This window comes from Paenibacillus sp. 7516, assembly GCF_002272715.1.
Taxonomy (GTDB): Bacteria; Bacillota; Bacilli; order Paenibacillales; family Paenibacillaceae; genus Paenibacillus; species Paenibacillus illinoisensis_A.
Genome location: NZ_NPBI01000006.1, coordinates 300789 through 324287 on the forward strand (window position 1 = coordinate 300789; position 23499 = coordinate 324287).

14 protein-coding genes are annotated in these 23499 nt (G+C 46.0%); 4 read left to right on the plus strand and 10 right to left on the minus strand.

What is annotated here, in order from left to right; translation table 11 throughout:
* Positions 1–57 precede the first annotated feature (57 nt).
* Complete coding sequence (gene bamE / locus CHI14_RS04790; protein ID WP_095287276.1) at positions 58–828, minus strand: outer membrane protein assembly factor BamE domain-containing protein; 771 nt, start codon at positions 826–828, stop codon at positions 58–60.
* 260 nt (positions 829–1088) lie between these two features.
* Here bamE and CHI14_RS04795 point away from each other — a divergent pair, with 260 nt between their 5' ends.
* On the plus strand, positions 1089–1868 hold the full coding sequence (locus CHI14_RS04795) for a DUF817 domain-containing protein (RefSeq protein ID WP_095287277.1): 780 nt from the start codon (positions 1089–1091) through the stop codon (positions 1866–1868).
* Between the two features lie 191 nt (positions 1869–2059).
* Here the strand turns inward: CHI14_RS04795 and CHI14_RS04800 are convergent, their stop codons facing one another.
* The 4 genes from CHI14_RS04800 to CHI14_RS04815 all read right to left on the minus strand — a co-directional run bounded on the left by CHI14_RS04800 (position 2060) and on the right by CHI14_RS04815 (position 11584).
* Positions 2060–7756, minus strand: coding sequence for a pectinesterase family protein (locus CHI14_RS04800; RefSeq protein WP_095287278.1), 5697 nt, complete (start codon positions 7754–7756; stop codon positions 2060–2062).
* Positions 7757–7986: 230 nt separating this feature from the next.
* The gene (locus tag CHI14_RS04805; protein ID WP_249280999.1) at positions 7987–9132 is read right to left on the minus strand and encodes a glycoside hydrolase family 88/105 protein; all 1146 of its coding nucleotides are present in this window, start codon (positions 9130–9132) and stop codon (positions 7987–7989) included.
* A 32-nt stretch (positions 9133–9164) separates the two neighbouring features.
* Positions 9165–10664, minus strand: coding sequence for an extracellular solute-binding protein (locus CHI14_RS04810; protein ID WP_095287279.1), 1500 nt, complete (start codon positions 10662–10664; stop codon positions 9165–9167).
* Positions 10665–10726: 62 nt separating this feature from the next.
* Complete coding sequence (locus tag CHI14_RS04815; RefSeq protein WP_239299265.1) at positions 10727–11584, minus strand: ABC transporter permease; 858 nt, start codon at positions 11582–11584, stop codon at positions 10727–10729.
* 414 nt (positions 11585–11998) lie between these two features.
* On the opposite strand from CHI14_RS04815, the gene CHI14_RS04820 reads away from it, so the two are divergent.
* Complete coding sequence (locus CHI14_RS04820) at positions 11999–12883, plus strand: carbohydrate ABC transporter permease (protein WP_095287280.1); 885 nt, start codon at positions 11999–12001, stop codon at positions 12881–12883.
* A gap of 114 nt (positions 12884–12997) precedes the next feature.
* Here the strand turns inward: CHI14_RS04820 and CHI14_RS04825 are convergent, their stop codons facing one another.
* Positions 12998–15241 carry a helix-turn-helix domain-containing protein gene (locus CHI14_RS04825; protein ID WP_095287281.1) on the minus strand — a complete coding sequence of 748 codons (2244 nt, stop codon included), beginning with the start codon at positions 15239–15241 and terminating at the stop codon, positions 12998–13000.
* Positions 15242–15475: 234 nt separating this feature from the next.
* Here CHI14_RS04825 and CHI14_RS04830 point away from each other — a divergent pair, with 234 nt between their 5' ends.
* Entirely contained in the window at positions 15476–16270 is a 795-nt protein-coding gene (locus CHI14_RS04830; RefSeq protein ID WP_095287282.1) for a helix-turn-helix transcriptional regulator, read from the plus strand.
* A 69-nt stretch (positions 16271–16339) separates the two neighbouring features.
* Here CHI14_RS04830 and CHI14_RS04835 read toward each other — a convergent pair whose 3' ends face one another.
* Positions 16340–17086, minus strand: coding sequence for an SDR family NAD(P)-dependent oxidoreductase (locus tag CHI14_RS04835; protein ID WP_095287283.1), 747 nt, complete (start codon positions 17084–17086; stop codon positions 16340–16342).
* 326 nt (positions 17087–17412) lie between these two features.
* Here CHI14_RS04835 and CHI14_RS04840 point away from each other — a divergent pair, with 326 nt between their 5' ends.
* The gene (locus CHI14_RS04840; protein WP_095287284.1) at positions 17413–17859 is read left to right on the plus strand and encodes an Lrp/AsnC family transcriptional regulator; all 447 of its coding nucleotides are present in this window, start codon (positions 17413–17415) and stop codon (positions 17857–17859) included.
* A 76-nt stretch (positions 17860–17935) separates the two neighbouring features.
* On the opposite strand, the gene CHI14_RS04845 is transcribed toward CHI14_RS04840, so the two are convergent.
* The 3 genes from CHI14_RS04845 to CHI14_RS04855 all read right to left on the minus strand — a co-directional run bounded on the left by CHI14_RS04845 (position 17936) and on the right by CHI14_RS04855 (position 23395).
* Positions 17936–19489, minus strand: a complete 1554-nt coding sequence (locus CHI14_RS04845; protein ID WP_095287285.1) for an acetamidase/formamidase family protein — start codon at positions 19487–19489, stop codon at positions 17936–17938.
* A gap of 238 nt (positions 19490–19727) precedes the next feature.
* The gene (locus tag CHI14_RS04850) at positions 19728–22298 is read right to left on the minus strand and encodes a glycosyl hydrolase family 95 catalytic domain-containing protein (RefSeq protein WP_249281000.1); all 2571 of its coding nucleotides are present in this window, start codon (positions 22296–22298) and stop codon (positions 19728–19730) included.
* Positions 22295–23395: a glycoside hydrolase family 88/105 protein gene (locus tag CHI14_RS04855; RefSeq protein ID WP_095287749.1), complete on the minus strand. Its 1101-nt coding sequence runs from the start codon at positions 23393–23395 to the stop codon at positions 22295–22297. Before CHI14_RS04855 ends, CHI14_RS04850 begins: the two co-directional genes overlap by 4 nt.
* Positions 23396–23499: the final 104 nt, after the last annotated feature.

Consider the following 23499-nt stretch of genomic DNA (forward strand, 5'->3'; position numbering starts at 1 on the left):
TCAACAACTAAAACCCGACAACAAAAGTTGCCGGGTCTGACAGTACGCTGGACACTTTTACTCGCTATCATTCTTGGTAACGACTAAAGTTTTAGGTGATCCATTCTTTATGGAAATTGAGTAAGGCTCTTCATTAAAGTTAAAGCTTTTACTTTCCAGGGTCTCCATATCAATGTCCTTATAACTTGTCAGGATTTGATCAATGGTTTCCTCACTAACGTTCAGGGCATGTAATACCAGAACAGGATATTCAAGATCTGAACCAATATAATAGATTTCGTTTAAAGTCCCATCTTCTTCGATTTCAAAATGCATCTTGTTCGTATATTGATTGGCATCATTAATCATTGCTGGATCGGATACCGTAATGATCGTGCCTTGTCCATCGTAAAAGGTTGTTCTCTTGAAATCCAGGCCTTCCGTCGAAATCGGCTGAAGGAACTCCACGTCTTCATTTTGACTGACAAGCTTGTTGAATGCGGTGATGAACTCCTTCAGCTCTCCTTCCGGAGTGTATTTTTTCTCTTCGGCCTTGGGCGCCTCAAACAGCTTTTTCTGAGATTTAAAGAGAACCTGTTCCTCTTTGGAAAATTCAATGCGCACCGTTGCGCCTCGTTCAATTCCATCTTGTCCATCATAAATCCATACATCATAGGGATTATTAGTTTCTTTCTCAGCGGGCTGACCCGCCAGTTCTTCTACTTCTTGCTGGCTCATGCCTTCCTGAATTTGTTTGTACACTTCCGGGGTTATCCCCGTTTGCCCCCCACAAGCCACAAGAAATCCGAAAAGCATGAATGTTAATAAAGTGTAGTGCCATTTCTTCAAACCTAATCTTCCTCTCTCTCATATGTAGAAATCCTAATTTTCTCTCATGAAGAAACTTTTGTATATAGATTTAAACCATTTTAGGTCTTTTGACACGTATATGCATAAACGAAAACAAGAAGAGATTCATCATTTAATTTCTCTTTTTTCTTCGGTTTCGTCTCTGTATGATTAACGATAGCTCTACATATGTACTTATAGAAGACAAACATGAATCCCAGAATATTTTTAGAACAAGTACCGGAAGGAGATTTCCCGATTTGAAATCTTTTATTCAATTGCTGCATTTCGGCTATCATCAGGCGATGAGCTGCATTTTCCCTGTGGCCATCTTCGGCACCCTAGCCATCACCAGCGTGATCGAGGTTCCGTTCTTTCATCGCTACGATGCCATTCTACTGATCTTGCTTGGCGTCCAGTATCTCATGTACCGTAGTGGGTTGGAGACCCAGGATGAAATTAAAGTCATATGTGTGTTTCATATTATTGGACTGGTACTTGAACTGTACAAAGTAAGCATGGGTTCATGGTCCTATCCAGAGCCTGGATTCACCAAAATATTTGGAGTGCCGCTGTACAGCGGCTTCATGTATGCGAGTGTGGCAAGCTTTATGTGTCAAATCTGGCGCAGGTTACGCATGGACATGACAGGATGGCCTGGTTTTGCACCCTCCTTTCTGCTCGGAGGAGCCATCTATCTCAACTTCTTCACCCACCATTTCATTCCTGATTTCCGTTGGTGGCTCACGGCTCTGGTCTTCATCGTTTTTTGGAAAACATGGATCATCTACCGGGTACGGACCAAGACATATCGAATGCCTTTATCGCTTGCTTTTGTCATTGTAGGTTTCTTCATCTGGGCTGCCGAGAATATTGCTACATTCTTTAATGGCTGGAAATACCCTGACCAGCACGATGCCTGGCAATTGGTTAGTTTCAGCAAAATCAGCTCGTGGTTCCTGCTCGTGATCATTAGCGTCATCATTGTCGCCCAGCTTAAATATGTCAAAGCCAATCGAACTGGCAGTGGCCCTAACTAAGTATTAAGACTGATAAATACAAGCTGACGATTTTGATAACAAGGCTTTCTTGAAGCTTATTCCTCAATAACAACACAAAAAGGGCGCCAATACTGGCGTCCTTTATTGTGACTGACTGAATTCTTTTTCTTCTAGAAAACTAACCTTTAAGCTCTACTTACTCAAACCGTTCCAGGTCAATTCAGTATGGATTACTTTTTTACAACGACTTTAACCGATGATCGTGAAGTATTCCCTGCTTGATCTGCTGCCTCATAAGTAATCGTGTAGACACGATCCTGACCTTTACCCTTTCCTGTACGTTCGGCACGAAGCTTAAATTCAAAATCAGGAGTGCCGTACGCTGCTCCCTGGATGTCAGGTGATTTGTTACCATGTCCCTTGCCTTTATCCGGTTGGTTGCTTGTAATGGATATCAGTTTGACAGAGGCTACCCCTGTTCCTTGATCGGTGGCATCCGCTGTAACACGGATGGTCTCCATTTTGTTTGCATTTTCTTTCAGAACGGGTTTATTCACTTTGAGCTGCAGCACAGGTGGCGTGGTATCTCTAGCGGTTTCCGCCGAGAAGTTGATGATATAGGATTTCACGCCACCGTCTTGCCCCGTAACCTTCACCACAGCCTGACCTGGTACAGCCGCAGCTTGCTTCACTTCAACAACAGATCTGCCGCCGGATACAGCATCCGCTGAAACAAGAGGCAGGGCGCTGCCCGCTATAACTTCAACCTCATAGTTCTTCTGAGACGAGTTAAATCCCGACAGGGGTTTACCATTCACGGACAAACTGGCCAGATCCCGATTCGCATGAACCAAAGAACCCCCTAATGATGGATTCCATGCGTCTGATCCTGAAAAATGCTTGGCCGGAAGGTATTTTTCCGCTTCTTCCGCAGTTAACTGAGTGGACCAGTTACTTCTTCCTTTGGCATTGGCACCGGGTCCATAACTGGCATACTCAGCGAAACGGGCGGTCTTTTCATTATCAGCATTGCTCCAATTATTCCAACCTGCAGGACTGATATGATCATCCAAATAACTGTTAATGTAGACAACACTTGCGTTCGGCCGCCACGGTCTGCCAAGAGCCACATTGCCTGTCAGTCCAGATTCGGCAGTAATTCGGCTGTTTAGAAAAACATACCCTGGCTTGCCTTCGGCTGTGGAGGCCGCAGTCACATAGCCGTTACTCAGACTATGGATGATGCTGTTCTCAAAGAGAGCAGCGGCATTACCAAATATGAAGTCGACATCGCCTTCGATGTAACTGTCAACATAGTATTGTCTGCCGTCATTGACATATAACGTATCCTGCCAGCCTTTCAGACTGACATCCCGAAACACAAGGCGATCCCCACGTGCCAATAGCGCTACCGCTTGCCCGGCATGATCACCCGCATCATTCTGTATTGTCAGATGTTCAGCTGTAAAATCATTCGTTTGAACCCTGAAGCTGTAGCTGTTCGATGTACCGAGCGGATTGCCATTCCCGTCTAGTGTGCTAGCCGAATCTCCATAGACCAAAATGGTCCCTTCACGGCTCTCTCCGATCATCCGCAGGTGGGTTTTACTCGATGGCACATTTAATTTTTCACGATAGACCCCATCTTTGATTCGGATAATGGTAGGTATAGTCGCGTTGTCAGGACTTGCATCAATAGCTTCCTGCACTCGCTCGAATTCCCCACTACCATCGGAAGCAACGGTTAAAGTGACTGCCGGAGTTTCAAAAACTGAAACAGATGACATCCCCTCTCCCGCATCGTTATTTGCTGTAACCAAATAATAGTAAGTCTTCCCGTTGGTTAGACCCGAATCGGTATAAGATGTTTCGGTCACCTCCGCAGCAACCGATGCGTAAGACCCATCGGCGGAATCACTGCGTTTTACAGCATAGCTGTCTGCTCCCTGCACGCCTTCCCAGGTTAAAGTGATGCCGCCATCTTGCGGCTCTGCATGCAATCCTGTTGGAGACATGAGAGTTCCGTCATCAGCGGACGGTCTTGCTCCTGTTGGGGCAGACTCAAGACTATGCGTATCTCCGTTTACAGCAATAATTTTGTAATAGTAAGGTACACCGTTCATGAGTCCTGTATCTGTGTATGAAGTTTGGGACTGCGCTTCAGCTACCACTTCATATGTTCCGTTTAAATCGGTTGAGCGCTTGATCTGATAGGTTGCCGCTCCTTCAATCGGCTGCCACTCCACCTCGATTGAATTAGGCTGAGGTTTTACGACAGGCTCAGGTGTAGACAACGCTCTGGACGGTGTAACAGCAACAGGCGCTGAATCTACTCCTTCACCACCAATGCCAGTTGCCGAGACTACATAATAATAGGTGACCCCGTTATCCAGCCCGCCATCCCGGAAGGAAGGTTGGGTCAGTTTAGCTCCTACAGAAGTAAATGGGCCATCTGCCTGAACGCTGCGTTTAACCGTGTAATGGCTCGCCTGTTCGATGGGCTGCCATGCCAATTCTGCCTGTGCATTTCTGGATTTCCCCTCCAGTTTCTCTGGTGCTTCGGGTTTCACGGCATCCTCTGAAGGTGTGACTTCCACTTGGTTGGAGGGTCCGCTTTCTCCTGAAGTACCCAGTGCAGTGACGACATAATGGTATGTTGTACCATTTACAACAGTGTCGTCGATATAGCTGGTGTCTGCCACTTCAGAAGCAATTGGTTCGTAAGCTGACTCTCCTCCTGTGCTTCGTTTAATATTGTAGGTTGATGCTCCTTCGGCTTCGTCCCAGTTGAGTCTAACCATTCCGTTTCCGGGCTGAGCAGTGAGCCCTTTAGGTGCTGCCACAGGTTCAACGTAGAGACGAAGGTTATCATAATATATGGTTCCTTTACCTGTACCAGGGGTTTTGGCCAGAATGCGACCAATTCCATCGGAGAGCACATCCGCCTGGAACGGAATGTTATCCGCTACTCGTACATTGTCGATATAGATATCCGCTTTTTGCATAGCTACATTGCCAGTAATCTTCAGGTTGTACCATTGATTGTTTGCAGGGGCGTCTATCAGTTTATGATCCACACCGTCTTTCTTATAAACCAGCGTATAGGTGTCTTCTGCTGTGGGAGCAGCCGGTTTGCGAATTTCAATCGAAAGAGGCGTGCGGGTCCCTGCGTTATTCTGCAGCTGCAATACATAGGCTGTTCCAGGCCAGGAAGGTGACATGAGATCCGTTTCCAACACAAAGCTGCCGAGCTGAGGTTGAAATGCACGTGTAAATTGTGTTGTGCCTGGGGCATTATCATACAGTTTTAAAGACTTTGTCGACGTATTACCGGTGGTTCCAGAAGGTACTTCCGCCACCTCAACCCGATGGTCCGCATCTTGAGGATCAGGGAGCACGACATACCCGGATGGTGTTTGGTTAACCTCAAGTCCTTCATAGTCATCATGAATATAATCGATGGTTTCAAGCTCACCTTCGGGAACGGCGTACGCTTCTTTAGAGGAGAAGCTCGTTCCTTTGTCATTTACTGCTTTGACGACGTAATAGTACGTCTTCCCGACAGTCAGGTCCGGATCCGTATAGGAAGCAGATGTTATTCCGCTCTGGAGCTCCGTGTATGGCCCTCCGGAAATTTCGGCACGAAAAACGGAATACGAGGCAGCATTGTTCACCTCATCCCAGGATAATGTGATCGATTTGGGTCCTGCTTCTACTATTAGTTGTGTAGGTGCCGCAGGGAAATCTGCATCCAGCTGCTGAACAGCTGCACCAGAAAATACAGATGTATTCAGTTTATCCACTTCGTCGTCCGGTTTGGAAGCATCCGCCGCAAGTCCGACGTAAACGGTGCTGCTTACGGGGAAGTCTACAGCATTCACGACGGACCAGTCTGCTCCGTCTTTGGAGACGAGAGATGTAACTTGATCACCGAGCCTGACCAGCTTCACCCAGTATGGAAGCGTGATAAACGTCTCTGGTTCCTGAACGGAGACATCCGCCCCTTCGGTTTCACGCGTCAAATGAATCGCCTTTTGCCCGCCTTTGACGTATGACGTCATTAGGGCGACAAATGGAGAGGAAGCGTCCAGACTCTCGCGGATCATTACACCTGCTTCTGCTCCATCATCCGTGGCCGTTACGTGATCGACTCTAGCGACGATCTCACCATTACCCTCCAGTGTCTGGTAGGCATAGTGAAAATGATCCGAAGTGCCGGCAATGTCACCTGATGATTTTACAGTTACATCCGTTTCTAAGGCACCAAGCTGTGTATAGCCGGCAATGCCAGGTGCTCCAATGTCTGTTGAAGCCCATGGTGCAATACTGCCTTCCTTATTCACATGTACGGAGACATTATTCGATTGGGTTGCCGTTCCGGTATCGTCAATGGCTCGAACCGTGAGATAATGTGTACCATCTTTTACATTGTCCCAGCTCCAAGTATATGGAGCCGTATCATCTTCACCCAACTTAATATCGTTTTGATAAAATTCCACCTTGGAGATTGTGCCATCCGGATCAGAGGCAGAGGCCACAATTTCAATGGAAGAACCCTCTGTCGCAATCGTATCGTTGGCAGGAGAATCAATTGAAGTAACAGGGTTCGCTGACCCATTACCTGTTATGCTGTTCAGATACATTTCAAGATGGGTATAACCCGATTCATGAATTTCATTTCGGTCAGAGGCATCGTTTGGATTCAACCCTTGAGCGATTTCCCAATCATTCGGCATTCCATCATGATCATCATCTGCCAGTGTGGATAACACTTCTTCAAACTCCACATATCCTCCCACTTCTTTTTGGGAATTGATATGCTGACCGGAACGATTTTTAACATCATTAACGATTCTTGCGTCAATCGCATCCCTTCTCGGTAAAACAGCTCCAGCTTCGGCAAGGACACGATCATACGCCGTTTCCGCATCATCCATTGGTGATGGATTGGCCATGACAACCGGAGATTCAAGCTTCGATTCCGGATTCGCCAGAGTCCCGACCCCAAGCCAGTTATCCGCAGTAATCTCCGGATATCCGTCTACAATATTGCCGCTAACATGAAGACGGGTATTGGCTCCTACATCAAGGAAAAGCTGATCCCGTACGGAACGATACGTATTAGGGCCGTATTTGTAATAATTGTTCATCAAATTGTAGTTGCCTTCCTCACCGCCATAGGCAGAGAAAAACCCCCAGTTGTATACGACATTGTTGTATGATTCGATATTAAATCCGGGAGACCCGGCAAATCTCGGATTACGGCTTACATTGTGGGCGATGATATTATGATGGAATGAGGTATTGTTTCCGCCCCAAATGCCGGCATATCCATGCCTGCCCTTTTGATGGGTCGTCATCAGCATGCTCTCGGCAATGACGGACCATTGCACCGTGGTGTTTTCGTTGGCATACATGCTGAGGACTTCATCCACAGACCAGGTGAATGAGCTGTGATCTATAATAATGTTTTTGTGATAGCGTCCTCCAAATACGTCATCCTCACTTGGATGTTTGTCTCCAAGCCTGAACCGCATGTGTCTTACAATAATATTGTCTGCCTGAAATGTGGTCCAGTAATCGGAGACGGTAATCCCTTCTCCAGGCGCAGTCTGTCCTGCCAGCGTAATATTGGAACCCGTTATTGCCAGAGGAGATTCCAGATGAATGGTTCCACCCACTTTGAATACGACGGTTGTATCATTTTGACTAACGGCTTCGCGAAGAGAGCCGGGGCCCGAGTCAGCCAGGGTAGTTACTTCGTAAACTGCACCTCCCCTGCCGCCAGTCGTATACATCCCACCGCCCTCAGCTCCAGGAAAAGCAGGCAGCATACCTGAATCTCCTGTTTCTTCCGCAGCAGCCATTCCCGGCAAAACACTGAACAGCATCGATACGATCAAGATGAGTGACACAATCCTTTTCAATAAAATCTTCCTCCTCCGATTTCGTATACTCCAATGGCCAAACGCAGCACTGAGAGGCTATTAACCTTTCAGCAGATCCAATCACCTCCTTTATTCGATGTAAGCGTTATCACAATTAATCAAATTGAATAACCCGTATTGTCCCGTGAACAAAAAAGGTGTAAGGAGTATGTTATGCCCGTATCGTTTTGATCCATTTAACGGATACGGGCATTTACAGGTAGAATGAACTATCCCTTTCGATTTAACATATATTCATATTCGGTGCAGGCCAGCAAGAAAGCTCCCAGCCCCTTTTGATCGTTGGTAATAATCGGTTCACTTATATAATAAGCATAGGTACCGTCCCGTCTCGGTTCTCCTCCAAGACCTGCAACCTGACAGTTTTTGTACAGATTGACCCAGCCTTCTTTGGTTTCCATGACAAATTCTGAAATTAAGCCGGCGTAGGCATGGTCCAGCGAGTTCACCCAGTTTTCGTCCTGTAACCAACCGAGTCGAATGCCTTTGGCCATGGCATACACGATCATGCTGGACGCAGAAGCTTCCAGATAATTTCCTTTTCGAGTTCCTTCATTAATTACCTGGTACCACACCCCGGAAGAAGAGTCCTGGAAACTTCGCAGTGCTGACATCGTATCATTCAGAATCTCAATCAGCTTCGTGCGGTCCTGATGAGTGTCCGGAAGCAATTCCAGTACATCAACCAGCGCCATGACGAACCAACCCATGGACCGGCCCCAGAAGTTGGGCGATTGTCCGGTATTCGGATCACTCCAAGGCTGCGTACGCTTCTCATCCCAGGCATGGTAGAGCAGACCTGTCTTCCCGTCACGGTTGTGTTGTGCGCAGAGAATAAATTGCCTTGTCACATCATCCAGATCCTGCTCATCTTCCTGTTCGAACTGAAGCATATATTCAAGATAAAACGGTGCGCCCATATATAATCCATCCAGCCAAATCTGATAAGGATACACTTGCTTATGCCAGAATGCCCCTTCTGACGTACGCGGGTGACTACGAAGCTGCTCTCTTAGAAGAGAGGCAGCCACTTGGTATTTCTCTTCGCCAGTCATCTGAACCAATCCAAACAACAGCTTGCCGTTATTCAGATGATCAATATTATGCTCATCCTGGCGGTACCCGCGGATTGTTCCATCACGTTGTATGAAGTAATCCATGTTGTCCCGAATGTACTCTGCATACTTGCTTTCGCCGGTCACTTTCCACAGCAGCTCGAATCCCTTCAGAATAACCCCATAATCATACGACCATTTTCCATGATATCCGTTTGCCTCATACAGTCTGGGCGTACGCTCCATAATGGTATCTGCGGTATGCATTGCCCACAGGCACGGAGACTGAATCTGAATCATGGCTTCTCTTCCTCCTTCAATGAGTCATGATTTTATTTGTTCTGCACAGCTTGATATGCAGCCTCATATTCCGTAATTATCTTGTCACCGCCGGACTTTCTCCAGGTCTGTACTGCATCCTGGAATCCTTGCAAATCCAGTTTGCCGAGAATGTATTTGTACGTGGCATCCGTGATGATTTTTTGCAGTTCCGATCCTTGCTCCGAGAACGTCGCAGATTCCATAGAGTACATCGGATTAAGTACTGCAAATTTCGTGTTCTCCTGAATTAAACGATCGGATTCCACCCGTAATGGATCTGAATCATGAATATCATACCCATTTTCATTCGGACGTGATGAAGAGAACGGCTGCACTTCCTGTTCCCAGAGCTTGGTATCGGTAATTGTTGCCGCATTGCCCTCCAGGCTGTAGTGTACATCCTTAATACCAAAAGTCATTAATGTATATATTTCTTCGCTCATCAGATCGTCCATGAATTTCAAGACCTGCTTTAACTCCGCCTCGTCCTTCACTTCCGATTTGGGGAATGCCAGCAATCCGCCTACACCATTGGACGTGGACCAGATGGCACGATCACTTTCTTTACCCGTTGAAGTAATGTCGTTCACCATGATCAAATCCATGTCATCCTGTACACCTTTGGCCAGGTTAAGCAGGTTTTTGCTATCAAACAGCGCACCAACATAGATTCCCGCTTTACCCTGAGCAAAGCCCTCCTGCTGATCTTTTTTGGCCGTTACTGCAAAGTCCTGGTTGATATAGCCATTGTTGTACAGCTCCTTCATATAATCCATGGCTTTAACGTAACCTTCGGATTCAAACTCTGGCGTTACCTTGCCATCCTCGCTGACCGCCCATCCGCTCGGAGTCCCAAAGTATGAACCCAGTGTCTTGAAAGCACCGAATACAAGATCGCTGCGATCAATGAAACCGGTCGTATCTTTGATGCCATTACCATCAGGGTCCTGTTCGGTAAATGCTTTGGCAACTTCCATCAGCTCTGCAGTCGTTTTGGGTACAGGTAATCCCACGTTATCGAGCCAGTCTTTGCGAATGATGACACCGTTACGGGAAACCTGTTTCTGCATGGGTATCCCATACAACTTCCCATCAATCGAAGCTGAGCTTCTCATATCCGCAGAGATCTCTTTCAGATTCGGGAATTCGTCCAGATAAGGCCCCACTTCCCAGAAGACACCGGCCTTCAGTGCATTTCGAACCGATGAATTCTCCAGAATCGTGAGTGAAACAATATCAGCCAGTGAGCCAGAGGCTAAAGAGGTGTTCAAACGCTCCTCCTTCGAGGCATCCGGAATCCAGGAAAATTGAATATCCGTATTCGTCAGTTCCTCAATTTTGTTCAACACGGTATCCGTTGGCGGCGAAGCAGAATGCAGTATGTTCAACCAGCTAATAATAGGCCTTCCATCTGCATTCGTTTGCGGCTCTGCATTCTCTCCCCCGCAGGCACTGAGCAGTAGACTGCCACAAATCGAAAGCGCTATCAACTTGGCGTAACGGAATTTCATGTACCTATCCCCTTTACATGTTTTAAGTTTTGTTGTTATCTATTTCAGCTATTCTAAGCGAGTTAATAGACCCCATCTTCACCAAACTTTTTGGCGAGCTTATTGGCTATGATCACCAGAATCAGTCCAACCAAGCCTTTGAACAAGCCAACCGTGGTACTAAAGCTTAATTGTCCGTTCTTCAAGCCGGCCGTGAAGATGTACGTATCGAAGATCTCTCCAACTTCCCGATTGAGTGAATTAAGAAGCAAATACATATGTTCAAAGCCAAGCTCAAGCGTATTGCCGATTTTCAGAATTAACAACGTAATAATAACGGGCCGAATGGCCGGCAAGGTCACATGCCACATTTTACGTAACCGGCTCGCGCCGTCCATATCTGCTGCTTCATAAAGTTGCGTGTCTACTACGGTAATCGCTGCAAGATAAATGATGGTGGACCATCCGGCCTCTTTCCAGATAATTTGCAGAATGTACATGGGACGAAGCCATTCTGGCGAGGTAAGGAAGCTGATTTTGTTTCCGCCAAAAGCAGCAATCATCTCGTTAACAACCCCGCCATCCACACTCAGAAATACATAGGTAATGGATACGATGATGACCCAGGACATGAAGTGTGGAATGTACACAATCGTCTGAATTGAATTTTTGAACATCTTATGTCTGACTTCATTTAGCATCAGCGCAAGAATAATGGGAATCGGAAAAAAAATAATCAATTCAAGTGCAAACAATATTAGTGTGTTGCTGAGCAGCATGGCAAAGGTTGGTTCGGTAAACAGCCGAATGAAATGCTTGAATCCGACCCACGGGCTATCCTTAATACCGAGATACGGCTGATAGTCCTGGAATGAAATGATCAGTCCACCCATCGGAAAATACTTGAAGATAACAAAGTAGACAAACCCCGGAAGAATCATCAGGTATAGAAGTTTGTTGGCGGCAACACTTCTTAATTGATGACCGATTCCCGTTTTTCGATGCAGTTTGCCTTGTAACGAAACAACTGAGGAATTGGAATCTTTCACTGCTCGCTGACCTCCTTGATCGGTTAACATGTGTTCGAAGTCAAGCATATCCGCTCAGATTCATTCCGTACATAATCATTAGCTATCATGCTTCCGTTAATCGTGATATAAGGGCTTGTGACAAGGCTTTTTCCCGTGTGGATTGTAGCTTATGATTATTAACTCGGTTAATGATTATCACGCTGATTCCCCTCGAACTCCCCTCTCAAACCGGCCGCAGCAAGGTCTTAGGATATGATTATATACGTTATCCATAACCCTTGATATGGTGGGAAGAGATCAATTCCTAAGGAGGAACCTATCGACATGTCAAAAGCCGTACTCAAGAAGGAAACGCTCGGAAGCGTCATATTTAACGTAGTGAACTATACACTTCTTCTCCTTTTTGCCCTTGCCTGTCTCTTGCCTTTCATTAATGTGGTTGCAAGCTCATTTGCCTCAACCCAGGAGATTGTGCAGAAGAAATTCATTTTGTTTCCAACGTCATATTCGCTCGACGCCTATCGGTATATCCTGTCCACTCCAACCATCTTCAAAGGACTCGGTGTTTCCATCTTCATCACCCTCGTTGGTACGGCTGTCAGCATGACACTTACAGCACTTATGGCATACGGATTATCCCGACGCTATCTTCTGGGGAGAAACGTCATCAACTTTATCGTTGTATTTTCCATGTTGTTCAGCGGTGGCATGATCCCCACCTTTTTAATCGTAAAAGCAGCCGGGTTGATCGACTCCTACTGGTCCATGATAATTCCTACAGCAATTAACGCGTTTAACCTGATTATCATGCGCAACTTTTTCCAAGCCCTACCGGACAGCCTGGAGGAATCCGCCAAAATTGATGGTGCAAATGACTTCCGCATATTGTGGCAGATCATGCTTCCACTAGCTCTGCCATCGATTGCCACATTATCTCTTTTTTACGGTGTGTCCTACTGGAATACTTATATGAACGCCATTCTGTATCTCAATGAATCGAAAATGTGGCCGCTGCAGGTACTTCTTCGTCAAATCGTCATTGTATCGAGTGGAATGGAAGGCAATAGTTCTGCGGTTGATATTGTACCTCCGTCACAGACCATTAAGATGAGTGTAATCGTCGTTGCAACCGTCCCCATGCTCATCGCCTATCCTTTTGTACAGAAACATTTCACAAAAGGAGCTTTACTCGGATCAGTGAAAGGTTGATCAATATGCTGCTTTTGAATATAAAACCAATCCCCTTAGGCCAATGACCTAAGGGGATTGGTTTGCTTACATTACTCCAAACGTTATCGCCATGTTGGAATAACTCCCTTACCTTTACAGCTCAAGCTTCATTTTTCGATAGGCGCCTGGCGTGACATGCTCTTTTTTGCGGAACGAACGAATAAAGTTCTGCGAATTCTGATAGCCGAGACGTTCTGCGATGTCCTTGATTGGCATGTCTGTATCAACCAGCCATTTCCTTGCCACTTCAAGCCGGAACCCCATCAAATAATCGCTGAAGGTCATCCCGTACTCTTTGCGGAATATGCTGCTGAGATAATTGGGGGTATAATGCAGCCGTTCGCTAATGGATTCGAGTGAAAGATCTTGATCATATTCCGTACGCACAATAGCAGCGATCTGATCAGCGACCGAACGAAATTGGTGGTTCGCCTTTTCCTGCATACTAACAACCATTGGATAGATGACTTCATGAACCAGAATATGTTCGATTTCCTCCGGGTTAAGCGTATTCAGAAGTCTCTGGTACAGCGTGGCATTGCTCTGAGTTAACAAAACTTCTGCTCCGATCAGCTGCTCCAGATGGATCAGGTTGTTCACGAATCGAATCAGTGTGATCTCCAGGTTCATTGGATTCTGACTATGCTTCATCATGTCGGCGAGAAGAGGATACAGCGTTCGTGTTGCTTCATCCTTGTCTCCAAGCCGAATGGCATCAAACAGCTGGGATTCCAGCTCCTTGGGGTAATGAAGTAACGTTGGTCCGGTGTTCCCTCTAGAGATATCTTCATAAAAGATGACGGATTCCTTACCCAGTTTCAAACGCTGATATAACGCTTCAAGACTCATTGCACATGCTTCACGGCTGTTCATTAGATCCTCATAAGGTGCACTAACACCCACACTCACCGAGGCATTCCAATAATCTCTAGAAGAGATGATCAACTTCTTCGCATATTGCGAGATCAGGTTCCGCATCTCAGCTACCTTGTCAGAACTGCAAAACAATAACGTCGCTTGAGTGCGCTCGTTCAATACGACGGGAAGCATGCGTTCTGTCGCCGGAATAATCTCTTGTACCAATTGGTTTACTGTAAGTAAAAGAACATCTTTGTCCGACAGTGACCCTTCACCGCATCGATCCACTTGGATGAGCATCGTGATGAAGACCGTACTGCTGTCGATGTTATATCCGAATCGCTCCAGATTCTTCTCTACTTCTTCTCTTGTCAGGCGGTTCTGTAGTAAATTAAGAACAAATTGGGATTCGAGTTTAGGTTTTTCAAGCTGAATGAGTTGTTCCAGATCCTTTTTCTCGGATACGATTGAATCGATCGACTGAATAATCCAATCGACTTCATCCTTGACCATTGGCTTGGAAGTGTCTGCCAGACTCTTTTGAATTTTGCGAAAAGGCTTGGTGAGATAGATGGAAATGATGTAGGCTATAATGACCATGAGCCCCATGATCACGATCCCCATCACAATAAGACCTATTCGGATTGGCGTTAAGGCGCCGCTGACTTCTTTGGGGTCAAGCAGCGTAACATACGTCCAGCCATTGTAATCTGAACGTGCGTATAGGGCGATGATTTTATCCCCCGATGTGCCTGGCAGTTCCAATTGCCCAGTCTGTGATTGATTGACGGTACGCTCGCTGATGAGTTTCATTTGCTGGTTGGATAAGTGCTCTTGATCCGACTTCGTTGTGTACAGGGCCTCCCCTTGTTTGTTTAAAATATAGATGGATGTATTCGGCTTAACCAAAAGCGAACGATTAAGCGTCTGAAGGGAGAGATCTGACAAGGCAATGGCCTGTTTTTTCTTGGAATGTACAGGAAGTCCTTGCAGAAGCCGGATACCATCTGCCGTTTTCGTCCAATATAAGCCGCTGCCTTCCTGCTCTGCGAACTGATTCTGATACTCCTGTGTCTCTTCAGAAGTCAATCGGAACACCGTACCGTTGGACAAACTCCACTTCTGCTGCAAGCTGACTAACGTGTATTGAACACCCTCAAGGCCCATGGTAGCAATATAGCCCAGTTGGGACTTCAATTCCCGGTACGCTTCAAATTCCTGTTCCGTCATCGGGCTATTGATGACTGATCGAAATGACGGAGTCGTGCTATAGGTAGCAAACGCATATTCTATGGTTTGGATTTTCTGCTCCAGCGTATTACGAATCTGTGTGATGAGGCTCTGTTGGCCGTCCCCAACCCGGTCCACGACTGAATTGGTGGTAGAAATATAGATGTAACTTCCAAAGCTGATAACAATACCAACACTGAGGAGCAGAACCGGAATAAAAATATTGTAAAACGTTTTACTTTTTCTCAAATTATAGTTCCCTCCTTCCAACATTGTGGCGTTATTCACTGATTATCCAACGGCATACAAATACCGAAGATATAATGAGTTTTTTAGTGTAAGCGATTACAAATAAAAGAGAAGAAATTCTCGTTTTCTCCCTCCATTTGGTAATATTCACTTGAATTTTAACACAGCAAATGATATGAGTTTAGACATAACGTATTAGAAATTAGCCAAATATTGCACAGGAGTGATTGAATCATGCTGCCATTTTACGAGATTCGCAAAGATGATTTTGCAATTATCCGCAATGCCAGACAAATCGCTTTTCCCACACATATGCACAGTGCAATTGAGGTATTATACGTCTTCTCAGGCACACAGTCTGTCGAGATTAGCGACGTTTCTTATGAATTGCAACCAGGTGACGCAGCTGTCATTTTTCCGGATATCATTCACCGATATGTTAAAAGTGGTCAACAAACTGCAAATGCCATTCTGCTTATTATTAATCCCAAAGTATTTGAGGGCATTTTCCCCGATTTCAATCAGCTTCAGCCTGTAACTCCCTTTGTTTTGAAGAAATATGTACATAAAGATGCGGTGTATGCATTTAGGAAGGTAAAAAAAGAAGATGACTATGCCATCAAGCTTGGTTGGGCCCATATTATCTTGTCGCATTTGCTGTCTAACACCCAGCTGGAACAGCGTCAACGAACTCCTGTACTGGATATGCCTCATAAAATTATGGAATACATGGCTAATCATTTTACGGAGCCCCTCTCGCTGGACACACTTGCTGCCGAGTTCAATGTGAGTAAATATTATATATCCCACATCTTTTCCACACGGATACAGATGAATTTTCGCAATTACCTCTCCATGTTGCGGGTCGAATATGCAGCAAAATTAATCCGAACTACGAATGTATCCTTAACCACTGTAAGCAGCAGTGCAGGCTTCGAAAGCCAGCGGACATTTAATCGCGTTTTTCAAGCCATGTATGGAATTACACCCAGAGAATTTCGAAATAATGTGAGCACCTATTTAAAATGACAACAAAACAAAATAAAAATTAAAAAAGGGCTCCCTTTAAGGGAACCTCCTTCATATTCGAATCCATATTTATTTAGCAAGATATCCGCCGTCTACGAAGACCGTTGTTCCTGTAACGAAATCATTTTCAGCCAGGAATACGACTGCATGTGCAATTTCTTCCGGTTTGCCCAGACGTCCAAGTGGATGTTTGGCAACCAGGCCATCATAGAATTCACCAAGAGCTTCTTTGTTTACCATGCCACTTTCTACAAATCCAGGAGCAACTGCGTTGACACGGATGTTACGGTCAGCATACTCCAGAGCGAGTGATTTCGTAATTTGGTTGACTGCACCTTTACTAGCCGCATAAGGCATGGATGTTGGTTCACCAACGGAGCCTAGGATCGAAGAAGTGCTGATTACAGATCCTCCGCCCGTTTTCAGCATTTCGCGGATCGCATATTTCGCGCCGTAGAATACGCCGTCCTGGTTGATTGCAATGACACGTTTGTATTCTTCGTCAGTCAATTCGTGCGAAGGCTTTTGAACACCAATGCCTGCATTATTGAAAATGACATCCAGTTTACCAAACTGCTTCACTGTCTCGGCTACCAGGTTTTCGACTTGTTTTTCGTCGGCAACATTAACTTTGATGAACACTACATTATCATTATATGTTGATTTCAATTCCTGCTCGGCAGCTTTGCCGTGCTCTTCATTATAATCTGCAATAACAACCTTCGATCCTTTAGCCAAGAAGGCTTTTACTGTAGCCAAACCAATTCCGGAAGCTCCGCCTGTAATGATCGCTACTTTGTCTTTAAGATTGGTCATGGTGATTCCTCCAGTAATTGTTGTATTTTAGACAAAACTAACGCGATTTTATATGTAACCATAATCATATGATATCGTCATGACGTAAGTTTTGTCGTTTATTTGACACAATTAATCGTACTCCTGTTAATGAGCATTGTCAAGTTACTATATATTTGCTAGTTTACATTCTGAGTAATATTAATCGGAAATATTGAAGCAACTCAACGGAAACACTTCATCCTAATACGGTTGTTAGTGTGTTCCAAATTTCAGGGATTATGTACCTCGCACGGGCGGGCTGTCTTTTTTTCTGTTACAATATGAAGCGGAAAGGAGTGAAACTCATGTTAGATTCAATTGATAGTCATATTTTACGGAGACTGGCTCAAAACAGCCGGATATCCTATACTGATTTGGCTAAAGAGGTTGGATTGTCTGGTGTTGCCGTCAAAGAGCGTATAGACCGGCTTGTCAATCAAGGAATCATTGAACAGTTTTCCATTGTAATTAGCGCTGAAAAGCTCGGCAAAAAGATATCTGCCTATTTGGAGCTTGAAGTGGAGCCTGCACATTTGAATGAGATCATAGAGGCGTTGAAACAAAACGATAAAGTTGCTGTGTTATACGAAATGACTGGCCCATGCATCCTCCATATACATATTCTTGTCGAGAGTATTGAAGAGATGGAACAATTCATGAACGAATCCATATACTCGCTGAGAGGTATCGTCCGCGCTGAAACACAGATTCTGATGAAACGACACAAAAATCAAGATGGATTGAATATTTAAAAAACAAGAACCGTCAGGCATAAAGACCAACGGTTCTTGTTATGAATATGAAGGTATTATTGCTTTATGAAATGAGTTAGTTTGTCTTGGAAAGCTTGGCTTGATAGAAATCGACGAAGTACTCGCTTACCTCCGCTGACTTCTGGGCATTTAATTGAATAGGAGCAATCAGTCTAACGGTTTCTCCATTGAATGCAGCCTTCGTTTCTCCAATTTTCGCTGACAGTGTATTGCCATTATACAGGATTGAAACCATTTTCGTATTCGGCTCCCATTCGATCTTGGCACCGAATTGTTCAAAGCTGCTGCGCAATGGTGTCATACTCCGCTCAGCGTCCCCAAACAACTTTTTGTCAATAATCGCATGAACTCCCCAGTTCCCATCGACTACCTGTGTAACTCCAAAATCGGTGGTTACCGACATTAAAGAGTAAGCCTCGTCTTCGGTTAGTTCCATGCCTCTCATTAGAAACGCCTTGGTTTTATGCGCTGCATCTTTCATCGCCTTGTCGAGGGAAGATTTTTCGAAGATTTCCTTCTGGGCATCCTCACCCAGTTCTTCAAGATGGTTCGCGTAGCTAAAACCATGGACTACCCACTCGTTCTCATTTTCCAGCAGCGGGAAGTTTAACGCCTTTAATTTGTTATCCAGCTTATCCTTTTTATGAAGAATAATCTGAACATCTCCGGTAACAGAAGTTTCAATGGCTGTTCCATTCAATTCAGAGTCTCCTTGCCCTGCGTGCGGATCACCGATCGACAGCAGCGCTCCCGGGACGGAAACCGGATAGTACATGGTTGCTCCTTCGGTAACACGCCAGTCATCGATATTTCCGCCATAATAGGAAGGCGGAACCGAATCAACGATATCCGCTTCCTTCGGCGCTACGCTCATGGTACCGAAATGGAGCCGAACAGGCACTCGAACGTCTTTCAGGACATTGTGATTTTCCTCCACCGTTGTATGGTCGACAACCACACCTGGATAATCTATTGTAGGATGCACATTTCCATCCGGATCGGTTTGAGGAGTCCATCTGTAGCTATATAGTGCCTTAGCGTAGTCCGTACCGCCTTCTGAATCCATTTCGTAAATCGTCACAACCTCACGTGTCACCGGTTCTTCTTCCATCTCTCCATATAGAAACCCCCAGTTTGCAGCCACGTTGGAACCATATGTTTTGCCTGCATATTCGCCGTTACCATTAGGACGAAGTTTCATATCCAAAATCTTCACTTCCAGTACATCTCCCGGTTCGGCTCCTTCTACCGCGATTGGGCCTGTCATGATATGTACTCCCGGACCACGATCTGCTTCCGTCTTCTCGGATTCGGTCCAATGAAAAATATCTTCGACACCTGCGTCACCTTTGATCATTCGTTCATAATCGTCGCCGGAATGGTGAGTAATCGCATCCACCGTAACGATATCTCCGGAGTTGACGGTTAGTACTGCTTCACCCTTGCCGATGTTACCCCACCGGACATTTTCAGAATTTGCCTTCAGGACATGCGTCTTTGGCTTGAGCGACACTTGATCAATGTCAGCATTAACTACATTCACAGCTGGTATTAGCAGTGAACCAATGGATAAAGCAGCGAAAACCTTCCATTTCAATCGATTTCCCATTCATAACTCCTCCTGTCATCTTCCCATGTCATATTAGTTAACTTGTTATGAACCGAAGTATAACAGACAATCCGAAAGTTAACAATATAAAGTTTTAACCGTTTTTCAATTTATTTTCTTAATACAAACAGCGAAAATATATTAATAATATTAACTTTTACAAATCCTCCATAGATTTTATGGTCTATTAACAAAATAAAAGAAGCCGCCATTTGGGCGACTTCTGAAGCGTCTTATATTACACCGTGTCCAGTTCCACGGACCACCTTTCCCCCTCTTCTAAATGAAGTTGGAATGCACCGTTTTCCATGGAGATTGATTTGAATTTTTTATCTCCGTGCTGTTTACATAAAGAGATATCGACCCAGTCTGGGAGCTGAACTTTCGAGGATATTCGCCGAGTGGCGGCTAACTCGGCTTGAAATATCCCTGACTTGCGGTCCCATGCAAGAGACAGAGCGCCACCGGGTATACGCCAATTCTGCAGCTCTCCACGCAGCATTCTGGCAGGAAGTGCCGGGAGCAGCTTGATCCGTTGAGGCGAGACCTGAAGCAGCATTTCTTGTACGGCATTAACCCAGCCCATATTGGCATCCAGCTGAACTGGAGCTGCATCTAACGTCAGGCAAATTCCCATATTGCGCCAATCGTTATGGAGTGTGAATCCGTTCGATAGAACACAGGAGCGGGCAAGATGATCCAGGCTGTCCAGAGCCCGTTCTCCGTCGCCCAGCCGGGCATAGATCGATGACATGTGAGCCAGGGACCATCCACTCTGTGCTCCAAGTTTCCGCTGGTTTACTGCTTTCTCGAAGGCTTCGAATAGTAGCGGGTCCTCTTCCCTACTGACTTCCTGTCCTGGAAAAACAGGGTATAGATGGGACAGATGACGATGATCTTGCCGATCCTCAAACGCAGGATGGAGCCATTCCTTGACAGCCCCCTCCTCATTCAACATGTAGGAAGGCAGACGTGTAAGCATGGCTTCCCACTCTGGTAATTTGCTGGTGTTAGCACCGATTATCCGACTCGCTTGTATGGTATGTGTCAATAATTCCTTGATGATAGCGACGTCCATTGTGGCATTAATGGCTGTAGGCATGGGATGTGCGAGCTGTTTACCATCCTTTGGCATGAAATTCTGCGGTGTGTTCTCGGGTGAAACGGATGGGTATATCATATACAAGCCCTCATCGTCCAGCACCAGAAAATCTTCATAAAACTGTAATGCCTCTCTCATAAAGGGCAGCGCCTGCTCACGCAGAAATTGCATATCACCGGTGTACCAAAAATACTCATAATAATGTCTGGCCAGCCACCCGGCTGCTCCAGTCCAGTTCATGATTACAGGAACAATCTGATTAGGAATGCCTATGCCTGGCATAGTTCCAGCGGGGATATAAATTCCGCGACAGCCATAGAGCTTGCGTGCATTTTCCTTGAAGACATCCAATAAACCGGTGTAATACCGAAACAAAGACAGGTTCATGCAGGATAAACCACCAACCGCCGAATGCCAATACATCATCTGAACATTTTCATTCGCCATGTGATGACCCCAGATTAATCGGTAATCTCCTCCCCACAGCCCGTAAAGCCCAAAAGGTATATTGCCTCCCTCAGAGGTTCCGCTAATGAATAAATATCGACCATATGCCCACATCTTGCGAATTAACCCCAAGGGAGCTTCGCCTTCATAGGCATCTAGCAGAAGCTCTTCATTGCTGAGTCTGTCATCAGCCGCATCATCCAGATCAAGCTCTGCGGATTGAAACAGGGGCTGATGCAGCTCTGTATGTCTGGATAGTATTGAATTATAATCAGCCTCTAACCCTGCCAACTCCTGCTTCAGTCGTGCCCATTCCTCTTCTCGCTTGCCTGTAACAAACATTTTAACGAGAACGAGCACATCGCCCGACGTTTCGAACGGGAGTTCTGCGTGAATTGCTTGTTTTTCGCTGTCATCTCGCTGATCCTTGTCTGGAATAGCAACCCCTTTTCCCGGGAAATGTAATGCTCTACGGGAAGGCAACACTCCAGCCCCAGGTTCATCTCCCACACAGATTAGACGCATTACAGCGCCATAATCCTGTCCATCGTCATTTCTGCCACCATAAAATATATATTGTTCATCTTCATCCGTTCTGACCGTGACGGACATGATCAGTTCTTTAAACTCTTCATCTCCCCGTTCCCGGTCACCAGGCGGAAATTGAAGCCCCACACTTCCCGATATCATTGGCGTACTTCCTGTTTCCCGAAGCTGCGGCGAATCGTTCGTGCTCAGTACTTCAGCGTTTATTCTGAACACCACACAATCATCTGCACGAGAGACAAAAAGACTCCTTGAAATCTTTCGTTCCCCTTCCTCCCAGCAGACATGAATTTCTCCCGTTTCCATATCCAGTTCCCTGCGATAATGGTGAAAAGCGTAGTCACCATTCATGATGAGCGACAATTCAGCCAGAGGAAAACGGGAGGATAGTTTGGAAGCATATCCTACTGCTTGCACAGCACGGGTCAGATGCCAGCTTGCCTCCGAATATTCCCCAGCATCCATAAGTCTCCGGGTCTCCTGCAATGTGTGACTGACGTTGGGGAGTTCATCCTTTCTTCCCCAATGCCATAGTTCACCATGCTGCAGTAAAATCACTTCTTGATGTATACCACCTCGCACAGATGCACCCATTATTCCATTACCGGAAGGAAGCGCCTCCCTCCACATCCCCTTCCACCATGAAGCGGGATACTTTAGAATCATTTTGTTTTTGTCGGGTCTGCTCGATTGAGATTCGTTTGTTTTCCTCACGCTTCTGCTCCCCGCATCTCCATTTCAATACTGGCCAGCAGGAATGGCGCAACTCCCATTTGAGCATCGCTGACGATCTGTTCGCTAATATAGTAGGCATAAGAACCGTCACGATATTTCTTGCCTCCGAGACCAGCCCCATGACAAATGCGGTGCAGGTGCACCCCCTGTTCATCCTCCGTGACAAAGTGACTGAGTATACCGGCATACGCCAGATCAACAACTTTGCGATCCAGTTCAGCCAAATAATGCAGACGCTGACCCTTGGCGAGAGCGTAGGTCAGCATGCACGAAGCCGATGCTTCCAAATAGTTGCCTTCCCTGCCGTTCTGGTCCATGACTTGATACCACAGTCCGCTCTCCTGATCCTGTGCATGGGCGATTGCATAGGCCATCCTCTCGAAGATGCCCATGATCTGGCCGCGCTGAGGATGATCAATTGGAAAATGCTCCAATGCATCCACTACCGCCATCGCATACCACCCCATCGCCCTGCCCCAGACATGGAACGATTGACCCGTGTCTTTGTCACACCAGCGCTGTTCCCTGCTCTCATCCCATGCATGGTGCAGCAGACCGGTTCGCGGATCACGGGTCTTCCGCTCAATCAGCAGGATCTGACGCGCGACTTCATCGAAGCTCTCAGGGTGATCGAACACACGGCCATACTCAGCCAGAAATGGAGAAGACATATAGATCCCGTCAAGCCACATCTGGAACGGATATATTTTTTTGTGCCAGAATCCGCCCTCACTGGTTCGAGGCTGCCCTTTCAGCTGGGCGACGAGTCGCAAAATGGCTTGTTGGTATTTCTCTTCCCCAGTTTGCTTCCACATGGAAAAAAGATTTTTACCTTCATTGATCATGTCCAGGTTATAATCCTCAAGTTTGTAGTTCCTGATGGTGCCATTTTTATCGATCAGGCCATCCATATGATGGAGAACCAGTTCACTATATCGAGGTTCACTGTTCCATTCTGCGGCACGTTTCAGGGCCAGAAGCGTCATTCCGGCAACGTACCCCCACTTCCCTGCAATTTTGGGGTGATTGCCATCCCGGCATTCGGAGACCAGCGTATCCGCAATTTTGGCAGACATTCTGCGATTCTGAGTAGAGACCTTTGTTAACGTTTCAACCAACGTAATCGCTCCTTTTTCGCTCGCGTTCTATTACTCAAGCCAATCCCGACTTCTCAACGTGT

Bases quoted from the DNA above. Each gene is read 5' to 3' on its own strand.
- CHI14_RS04805 (WP_249280999.1), bottom strand. From the start codon at position 9,132: ATGATTCAGATTCAGTCTCCGTGCCTGTGGGCAATGCATACCGCAGAT.
- CHI14_RS04810 (WP_095287279.1), bottom strand. From the start codon at position 10,664: ATGAAATTCCGTTACGCCAAGTTGATAGCGCTTTCGATTTGTGGCAGT.
- CHI14_RS04815 (WP_239299265.1), bottom strand. From the start codon at position 11,584: ATGATTCTTCCGGGGTTTGTCTACTTTGTTATCTTCAAGTATTTTCCG.
- CHI14_RS04820 (WP_095287280.1), top strand. From the start codon at position 11,999: ATGTCAAAAGCCGTACTCAAGAAGGAAACGCTCGGAAGCGTCATATTT.
- CHI14_RS04830 (WP_095287282.1), top strand. From the start codon at position 15,476: ATGCTGCCATTTTACGAGATTCGCAAAGATGATTTTGCAATTATCCGC.
- CHI14_RS04835 (WP_095287283.1), bottom strand. From the start codon at position 17,086: ATGACCAATCTTAAAGACAAAGTAGCGATCATTACAGGCGGAGCTTCC.
- CHI14_RS04840 (WP_095287284.1), top strand. From the start codon at position 17,413: ATGTTAGATTCAATTGATAGTCATATTTTACGGAGACTGGCTCAAAAC.
- CHI14_RS04845 (WP_095287285.1), bottom strand. From the start codon at position 19,489: ATGGGAAATCGATTGAAATGGAAGGTTTTCGCTGCTTTATCCATTGGT.
- CHI14_RS04855 (WP_095287749.1), bottom strand. From the start codon at position 23,395: ATGTCTGCCAAAATTGCGGATACGCTGGTCTCCGAATGCCGGGATGGC.